The 8,362-nt window shown below is 69.7% G+C and carries 8 protein-coding genes and 1 pseudogene; 5 read left to right on the top strand and 4 right to left on the bottom strand.

What is annotated here, in order from left to right:
• Window positions 1-557: pseudogene (locus C9F11_RS47180) on the bottom strand (transcriptional regulator); the annotation flags it as partial.
• A 275-nt stretch (window positions 558-832) separates the two neighbouring features.
• Here C9F11_RS47180 and C9F11_RS47175 point away from each other — a divergent pair.
• Entirely contained in the window at window positions 833-3,655 is a 2,823-nt protein-coding gene (locus C9F11_RS47175) for a DEAD/DEAH box helicase family protein (RefSeq protein WP_138957273.1), read from the top strand.
• A complete protein-coding gene (locus C9F11_RS49600; RefSeq protein ID WP_269078063.1) occupies window positions 3,652-4,053 on the top strand; it encodes a DUF6193 family natural product biosynthesis protein in 402 nt (133 codons plus the stop codon). Before C9F11_RS47175 ends, C9F11_RS49600 begins: the two co-directional genes overlap by 4 nt.
• Before the next feature lie 139 nt (window positions 4,054-4,192).
• Here C9F11_RS49600 and C9F11_RS47165 read toward each other — a convergent pair whose 3' ends face one another.
• The 3 genes from C9F11_RS47165 to C9F11_RS47155 form a co-directional block, all read right to left on the bottom strand.
• Window positions 4,193-5,416, bottom strand: a complete 1,224-nt coding sequence (locus C9F11_RS47165; RefSeq protein WP_138957274.1) for a hypothetical protein — start codon at window positions 5,414-5,416, stop codon at window positions 4,193-4,195.
• A 202-nt stretch (window positions 5,417-5,618) separates the two neighbouring features.
• The gene (locus C9F11_RS49595) at window positions 5,619-5,978 is read right to left on the bottom strand and encodes a hypothetical protein (RefSeq protein WP_249401518.1); all 360 of its coding nucleotides are present in this window, start codon (window positions 5,976-5,978) and stop codon (window positions 5,619-5,621) included.
• 695 nt (window positions 5,979-6,673) lie between these two features.
• A complete protein-coding gene (locus C9F11_RS47155) occupies window positions 6,674-6,925 on the bottom strand; it encodes a hypothetical protein (protein WP_138957275.1) in 252 nt (83 codons plus the stop codon).
• Between the two features lie 263 nt (window positions 6,926-7,188).
• Between C9F11_RS47155 and C9F11_RS47150 the strand changes: the two genes are divergently transcribed.
• The 3 genes from C9F11_RS47150 (at window position 7,189) to C9F11_RS47140 (ending at window position 8,331) form a co-directional block, all read left to right on the top strand.
• Complete coding sequence (locus tag C9F11_RS47150; RefSeq protein WP_138957276.1) at window positions 7,189-7,626, top strand: hypothetical protein; 438 nt, start codon at window positions 7,189-7,191, stop codon at window positions 7,624-7,626.
• Window positions 7,623-8,003, top strand: a complete 381-nt coding sequence (locus C9F11_RS47145; RefSeq protein WP_138957277.1) for a hypothetical protein — start codon at window positions 7,623-7,625, stop codon at window positions 8,001-8,003. Before C9F11_RS47150 ends, C9F11_RS47145 begins: the two co-directional genes overlap by 4 nt.
• Window positions 8,004-8,106: 103 nt before the next feature.
• Window positions 8,107-8,331, top strand: coding sequence for a hypothetical protein (locus C9F11_RS47140; RefSeq protein WP_138957278.1), 225 nt, complete (start codon window positions 8,107-8,109; stop codon window positions 8,329-8,331).
• Window positions 8,332-8,362 lie beyond the last annotated feature (31 nt).

Genomic DNA, 8,362 nt, shown 5'->3' with positions numbered 1-8,362 from the left:
TGTTGGTGACGTTCTCGTACTGGCCCCATTGTGGCCAGGTCGACCACCGCGTCATTCACCCACGCGTCGTCCAGGGCCGCGTCGTTGCCGGTGCTCCAGGCGTCGACGATGCGGTCCCAGTGGCGGACGTTGAGGGTACGGAACTGCACGACCCGCTGGTGGGGGCGGCTGACACGGGACTGGTTCAGGGGGTGGAACTCCACCCGAGTACCGCGGCCTTCACGATTGAGACGACTGGTCAGGTACCGGGCCACGTTACGGCGGCGCACCGTGCGGTAGGCCGTCTCGATGTGCTGCAGGTTCTGCTTGGAGGGGCTGCGCTGGCCGGCCAGCCAGGCCTTCAGGGTGCGGTCGGTGACGGTGAGGCCGGCCGCACGGGCCGCTTCACGGGCGTGGGGGGTGCGGGTGAGGTAGTGCAGACGGGCCATCAGACCACGGCGCGCGGTAATGGGCGTGGCGATGAATCCAGCGAGCCGGTCGAGCTGCCGGGCAACAGCCTCGTGGCCCTTGACGCCATGGGCACCGTACTTACCGAACTCCATCGTCCTTTCCGGCACTTTCCCCTCCTCCCATCACCATAATCGCTTGGTTACACACTACCGCAATTCCCGCTACTCCGCAGTGAGTTGACGGCCATTTCACAGGCTTTTCATCGCCGGAATTTCGAGGTGGTGATTGGGGTGTGTGTTCGACTGCTCGCTCGGGCGAGGAGGGATGTCCCGCATCCGGCAGACAGCGCCGGGCGTGGCGGTCTAGGTTGTCACAAAAGGAAGTTGGTTGGGTGTTCGGCTGATCCGCGGGCACCCCTGCAGAGCATCTCCGGGAGCTGATCGTGAAGGTGGATGCGGCCGTCCGGTCGGAGGCCGAGCTCGCGGCGTTCTACGACCACCAGGACGACGCCGTCGCCGCCATCATGCGGGTCTACACCCCCTCCCCCAGGGCGCGGCGTCCGCGGTTCCGGGCCCAGCTGCACATGGCGCCCGGGCTGGGCAAGACGTGGGTGGCCGCGCGGATCGCGGGCCTGGTCGCGGCGCGGGGGTCGTTGCTGATGGTGGTGCCCACACGGGCGCTCCTCGAGCAGACCTACCAGGTGCTGCGCGCGGCCGGACGCGGCGGGCCGGTGATCGCGGTGTACGCGCCGCGGGACGCCGCGCTGGCCGGTGAGCCGGGGGTGCGGGTGACGACGGACCCGCGGGTGGTGGCGTGGCACGCGAACGCCTTCGCCGCCCAGGGCGGCCGGTTCACGGTGCTGGCGACGTACGCGAGCGTGGAGAACTCACTGATTGCCGGGCACCGGCTGAGTGTGGAGCGGGACGGGGCGCGGCCGCTGCCGGAATGGGACCTGCTGGTGTGCGACGAGTCCCACCACACCGAGACCTCGCGGGTGTGGGGGCGGATCAACGAGCAGCACCTCGTGCCCGCGTGGCACCGGTTGTCGATGACGGCGACACCGCGGCTGCTGGGGGCGGTGCACTGGGATGAGCAGGGGCGGCTTCGGGCGAGTGATCCGGTGGTGCGGCTCTCAGAGCGCAGGCACGGCCCCGTCGCCTACCGGCTGGGGCTTCGGGAGGCACAGCGGCGCGGGAAGCTCGCGCACAGCCCCGTGGTGGCCGCCGAGGTCGACGAGGCGCGTCTGCGCGAGCTCGTCGCGGCGCGGGGACGGGCTGACGCGGGAGTGCGGGCGGAACTGCTCACCGCGTCGCTGGGGGCCGTGCTGCGGGCCGCAGGGCGGGTGGGGTGCCGGCGGCTGCTGACCTACCACTCCACTGTGGCTGGAGCACGCGCGGCCGCGGCCTCGCTGGCGCAGCTGGCGCGGGTGCTGCATGGGCAGGGGACGTCGGCGCCGCGGCGGGTGTGGGCCGCAGCCCTGCATGAGGGCACCCCGGCCAGGGAGCGGCAGCGGGCCTTGGCGGCGCTGGCGGCGGGCACAGATCTCCGGGGGCGGCCGGTGGACCTGGCGGTCGTGTGTTCCGTGCGGCTGCTGAGTGAAGGCGTGGATGTCCCGGCCGTCGACGCCGTCGCCCTCGTGGACCCGCGCGCGGCGCAGGGCGACCTCCTGCAGATCGCCGGACGCGCCGTGCGCTACGACCACGGGAACCCGGACAAGGTCGCCTCCATCATCGTGCCCGTCCTCCACCTCGCCCAGGCCGCTGACGACACGCTGGTCGGGCCGGACTGGGTGCCGGTGATCAACATGCTGCGCGCACTGGAGTCCTACGAACCCGACCACACCGACCGCGCAGACGAGGAGCCGGAGGGGCCGCAGGAAGCCGTACGGCGGCTGGAGCGTGCCGGGCGCAGCAGCAGCCGCGGCCCCCACCGCGTGCAGCCGGCCACGGAGGCGCGTGAGCGGGCCGAGGAACGCGCGCGCGAGCTCCAGCAGATGCTGGAGCTCACCCGGCAGCGCTCAGCGGCCGTGGTCGCGGACTGGCTGAAGATCACCGTGCTGTCCGACCCCGTCACCGCCGACACCGAACGCCTCATGCGCGCCGTCACCGCCTACCACCAGCGCACCGGGCACCTGCGGGTGCCGGTGGACTGGCAGGAATCCCTCCCCGTCGACTACAGCCGCATCCCCCTGCTCGAGAAGGAGAGCGAGGAGCAGCAGGAGCTGGCGGAGGGGCTCGGGGAGGATCTGGTGCCCGAGCTCGCGCAGGAGCCGCAGGTCGTGGTGCGGCTGGGGTGGGAGCTGGAGCGGGTACGGCGGCAGTGGCGCCGCGACCGCGACGACCTGCGCACCCTGGTCGCAGAGCTCGGGCCCGAGGAAGGCCTGGAGGTCTGGCGCGCGCGGCCGCGGCGGATGCCCGCGGACCTGGCTGCCCTGCTCGGCGAGTACGGGTTCGTGTGGGAACCCCGGGCCTCAGCACGGCAGCTCCTGGTCGAGGCAGCGCGGGAGTACGCGGACCGGTACGGACACCTCCTGCCCGGCATCGAGGAGACCATCAGCATCGATGGGCAGGAAGTACGCATCGGGAGACTGCTGAGCGAATGCCGCAGACCCTCCTGGGGCGCCCGGGACGAGGAGCAGGACGTTGCCCGCGTGCTGGAGAAGCTCGGCGTGTGGCGGGTGCGGGACGGCGCACCCTGGAACGCTGGGTGGGAACGCAAGCTCGTCCTCCTGGAAGCCTTCCACGCCCAGGGCGGGCGCCGCGGCGAACTCCTCACCGGACAGCGGGTCTTCCGCGGGGACGATCTCGGCAAGTGGCTGTGCGACCAGCACCGACGGTGGCCCCGGCTGGCAGAGGAGCAGCGCCAGGTGCTCCTGGAGCTGCGGATGGGGCCAGCCACGGGCGACAGGCGGGTCAAGACTGCGGGCGCGGCCCGCGTGCCACGCAGCCGCACGGAGCGGCTGATGGAAATCGTCACCGCCGCCCGCCAACACCTCGAGGAGATCGGCCCGCTCGTCGGCGAAGACGGCCGGCACTGTGTTCACGACACCTACCGGCCCCGCGTTAACGGCATCGAGGTACAGCTGCGGCGACGCCTCAACGCAGTGCGCTCCCGCTTCCCCACCTATCCCCCGCAGCAGCAGGCGCTGTTCGCAGGTCTCGGCCTGCCCTGGGCGGAGACGGCCCACGACAGCGCGCAGGAGCAGCTGGGCGGCCCGGTACCGGGGCATGCCCCGGACGGATCTGGAGGCACGATAGGGGTGTGAAATGGGATACGAGCGTCGAAGTCCGCGTCGAAGCGGGCTGGCAGGCAGTGCATGCTGAGGGACGGGTGCGGGGCGAGCTGCTGGAAGCGGCTTACGAGGAACCCCGCCTGCGGCGGCTGTTTCCCTGGACTGGGATGGGAGAGCTGCACTTCAGCCGCTGTACCGAACCACGGTGGACCTGGGACATCCCTTACATTCGGCCCGCCGCTGGCGGCACCTACCGGGTCTCCGGCCCGCTACGGAGCCAGACGGTAGGCCCGGCAGCCACAGCGCGGGAGGCCATCGCCATGGTGATCCAGCACCTCCCGTCAGGCTGCGGCCCCGCTTTCCTCGGCACCCCCGAGGAACTCGCAGCTCATGAAGCCGCAACACAGAAGCAGCAGACACACGAAGGCTGAAGAATCGGGCACGCGGCCGTGTGCCGGAATCTGACCGGCCAGGCCGGGAGCAAGCCGGCTGCGGCGACGTCATGAAGTTCCGTGTCCGTGGAGCAGCTGCTGCATCGGGGCGTGAGGGGTCGGCGGTCCCTTGTGCCAGTCAGTCCTGCTTGAGGGGGAGAATGAAGGGAAGGAATGCCAGGTGGATTTCCCGCTCGGCATCGTCGTTGGCTCGAATCACGAAGTCGTAGCGGCCGTCGGACGGCCGGGCATCAAGGGTCCGCTTGTGGTTCGGGTGCTCTTCGATCTTCTGGATCGCTTTGCGGATCGTGCTCGTCGCGTCTCCCCGTCGGATGAAGAGCAGCAGGGCGCCCTTTGAATCGCGCCACACGTGATACTTCAAGAGTTGGGTGAGTGCATCACCGACGACTTTAGGGCCGTCCCAGATTTTGCACTCCCCAATGAAGACATTGCGGTCTTCCACACGGACCAGGATGTCCGTCTTGCCGTCCCCGTTGAACAGCTCGCCCCCGCTTGCTCCCATGAACGTGCTGTTCAAGCTGACCAAGAGCAGGTTCCTGATGTCTTCCTCGCCCAGTTTGGCGATGGTTCCAGGGGTCCGCTCGAGAGCGTTACGGGAGTGCGTAATGACGCGAATTGCCTCTTCGTAGTCCTTCTCCAGGAGTTCCCATTCGGGCTGGAACGGCTGCGCGGCTACGGGATGGCGCCGGGGCATCACCTGCCGACGGCTGACGGGAACGGAGAACGCTGGCGGCCCGTCATGCTGCCGCACAGGGATCCCGAGAGCAGCTTCGAGCTCCCGATCGGCGAGGATCTTGCGCTTCCTGAGCGACACCCGCTCGGACACCGTCTTCCTCAGGAATTCGTTGTGGCCCGCGATCTCGGAACGTGCGCTGTCCAGGTTCTTCTCGATGATGTCGAGTTCATCATTGATCTTGTGCAGGACGACGGCGGGGTCAGAGGTCTTCCCACGCCAGATCACCTCGATCTCTGAGCCCACGATCTTCGCGGTCTGTCCGCTCAGCAACGACGTGTAGGCACCCGGGCGGTATCTCATCAGGTCCAGGTCGCCCTCGCAGGGCACCAAGAAGGTGATCTCAGTCTGCCGGATCTCCCGGCGCCCCATGAAATCGTCAACGGTCGAGATGTGGTCGCTCGAGGGCAGTCGCTGCATCCGGTCCCGATGCACCACGGGAGCCTGTGCTCCGTACTCATCGATCAAGTGCTCAATGATGTCGGTCTCGGGCGACGCCAACAGATCATCCGCGTCCCAGGCGTTGATCGCTTTCATGGCCTTGTCCAGGCGACCTGCAAGAAGTTGCCGGAGACTGCCTTTACCGAATGGCCCACTGTGCTCACGCATGCCCCCATTGTGAACACCACCACTGACAATCGGTACGAGGGCAGCGGTACGCAGGATGCGTACGGCTTCGTCGGCAGGGCGGGCCGCCGAGTCCTGGACGCAGCCGCCAGCACCAGAGGACCGAAGCCGTCGCGGTGACAGCCCCGGGCCCGCTGTGCACTTCTACGCGAGCGCCCTGCCCAACGAGTGCCCTGCACCCTGGTCATGAGCCGGGGTGCCGGCGGAACACGGTCAGGCACAGGCCACACAGCACGGGTCCTTGCTCATAGAAGAACGGTGTGACCTGCTGGCGGCGGGGCGGGACGCATTCACAGGCGATCGCGAAGCGGGTACCGGACCGGGCGGTGCGCGGGGCTTCGACCATCTGGACGGCGGCTTGGAGCTGGACGGCGGCCGCGGCGTCGAGTGCGGTGATGACGTCGGTCCACCGGGCGGCCTCGGTGTCGGTGAGGATGCTGTGGGCCCTGCCGACAAAGGGGTCCGAGCGGCGGGGCGGCAGCAGACCCACCTCCCGGGCCAGGTACGCGCTTGTTGTGCCAGCGTCGGTCGCCGCCGCTGACATCGGTGATCCCCCGGTTCAGGGCCAGCCCGTGGGCGGCATGGTGCAGCAGCCCTTCCAGCATCAGACGCACTCCGTGGCTCAAGGTGGCGGCTGCGACCTGCAGTTCCATGACCAGGCGGCCGTCGCGGACGAAGCGGCGGCCTGTGCGCAGCGTGGTGCACCTGGTGGGATCGTGCTTGCTGGCGGTGGGCGGGGTGGTGACACAGATGTCCGGCACGGCCGGGTGGCGGGCGCGGATTTCCTTCCACACGGTCTCGATCGCGCTGATGATGACCGCGCCGTGGGCGACCGGTGCGGTGCTGGGCCGGACCGGCTCCAGACGGGCAGTGGCTTGGGCGGTGGGGGGCGGGCTGGTCACGGCGTGGTGCCTTCCGAGGTGGGTGGGATCCGCGGGCCCGCGATTGCAGGGCTCGGGGGAGGTTGTATCGGGTGTGAGGCCTGGTAGGCGTTGGGGGCGCGGGCGCGGCGGGGGCGGGGGTGTTGTCGGGGGGCTGGGGGGGTCCATCTCGTCCAGGCCGTCCAGGACCGGCAGTACCAGGTGGTGGCGGACCACAGCGAACGTCCGCAACGCCCGCTGATGACCCCTCTATGTCGTTTCTTTTGGATCATCTGGTCGCGATGATCCGACGTGCCCCGTCTGCTGGAGGTGCCCGCCGGGGCGGGTGTTTTGCCCCGGCGGTGGTGAGCCGTCCTGATCAGGGGTTGTCGCCGTCCGGCGGCGGGGGCGCGGACTGCTGGATACGTTCGCGCTCGACATCAGCGTTGATCTTCGTGCGGCGGGTCTCGCCGCGCTGCTCAAGGTGCGTCTTGACCATGGTTCCGGTCTGGCGCACCGTCTCGACGCCCACGGCGCCGGTGGCCATCGCCTCGTAGCAGGCGGAGCCGACCAGCGATTCGTTGAGTGCGGGATCGTAAGGATGGCCCGGGGTGGGCCCATTCGTCGTCATGACCTCATGTTCTGGGCCCGGCGCCTCACCGAGCCAGCATCTGCGGCCGAACGGGTGGGTGTACCGGAGGGCTGGAGGGTGCAGTGCCCGTGTTCAGCCCCAGGGGTGGCCTGACAGATTTAGCCGAACGGGCTCCCCGGGCCGTGCCGGGGCGATAGACCGGACATGACGAACAGTCAAGCACCGGGACGCCCGCAGGGAGGGAGCACCACATGACACGTGCTGCAGAGGGTCGCGGAGTGGAGGGGAGTCAAGACGGTTCGATGACCGAGACCGAGTCGATCTTCACGCTGCCGTACACCGCCGACATCACCCGCGCCGACGTCGATGCATTGGACGCCTTCATGACCGCCCGGCTGCACGAGCTGCGCCTGGCGCACCGCAACGACCCCGAGGTCTGCCGGGTAACCCACGGCCTGGGGGCCGCGATCAATCGGCAGCTGTTCGAGCTGCGCCGCGACTTCGCCGACGACGGCACCGCCGAGGCGCTGGAGGCCCGGATGGGGCACTGGAACGAGCTCTGCCGGCTCACCGCGGGCTGGCGGGACACCGAGGGATATGACGTCGACCGCTGGCAGCAAGTCGCTTTCCGCGAAGCCCGGCAGGCTGCCGAGGCAAAGAACCACAGCGACTGGTGGGAGGCCCAGCAGGCGGCGGATGCGGTGGTGGCGGACGAGCGCGCCCGGCGGGCCCACCCATGACCGCGGACCGGCCGGTGTGCCTGCTGCGCTACGCCGACGAGCTGACCTGGGCCGACGTCGAGGCGGTCCACGACTACCTCATGGATGGGGTCCGCCCGCTGGCCTACGACGGCCCGTCCGGCAACGCACAGAGGACCGCCCTCGGCTTCGCCACCGCGCTCACCCACCTGGCCGCCGCCCTGCACCACGACCTCCTCTACCGGCAGAGCGCCGGGCCTGCCGTCGAGGCCGAGCGGCTGCGCCGGGTGCGCGCCACCTGGAACAGCGTGTGGCACCTGGCCGCTCCGTGGCGCGGCGCCGAGGGCTACGACGCCCGGCGCTGGCTCCAGCTCACCTATCTCACCCGCCACGACGAGAAGGAGCACACCGCCCGATGAGCATCCTGCAGGCCACCGCCGACGCCGCGGCCACGCCCGAGACAAGGGAGCATGTGACGGGCGCTCAGCCCGGCGGCCGTCAGCGGACTCGGGAGGCGAATGGATGGCGTTGCTAGCCGCGCTCGGCGACGGCGGCCAGCGCATCACCGTCCACGTCGCCGACCAGGACGGCGCCGCACTCGTCATGGCGCTCTCCCACCAGGACGGGCCCGGCCCAAGCGGCGAGGCGTTCCTGGAGGAGATCGCTGCGCTGGGGGTGCTTTCCTGCGGGGCCGACACCGGACGCGACGAGCCGGGCAACCGGCTCTGGGCTCTGCTGGAGCTGTAGGCCAGGCTCGTAGAGGTCGTCTCACAGGTAG

The organism is Streptomyces sp. YIM 121038 (genome assembly GCF_006088715.1).
Lineage (GTDB): Bacteria > Actinomycetota > Actinomycetes > Streptomycetales > Streptomycetaceae > Streptomyces.
This window is presented reverse-complemented; position numbering and strand designations above follow the sequence as displayed.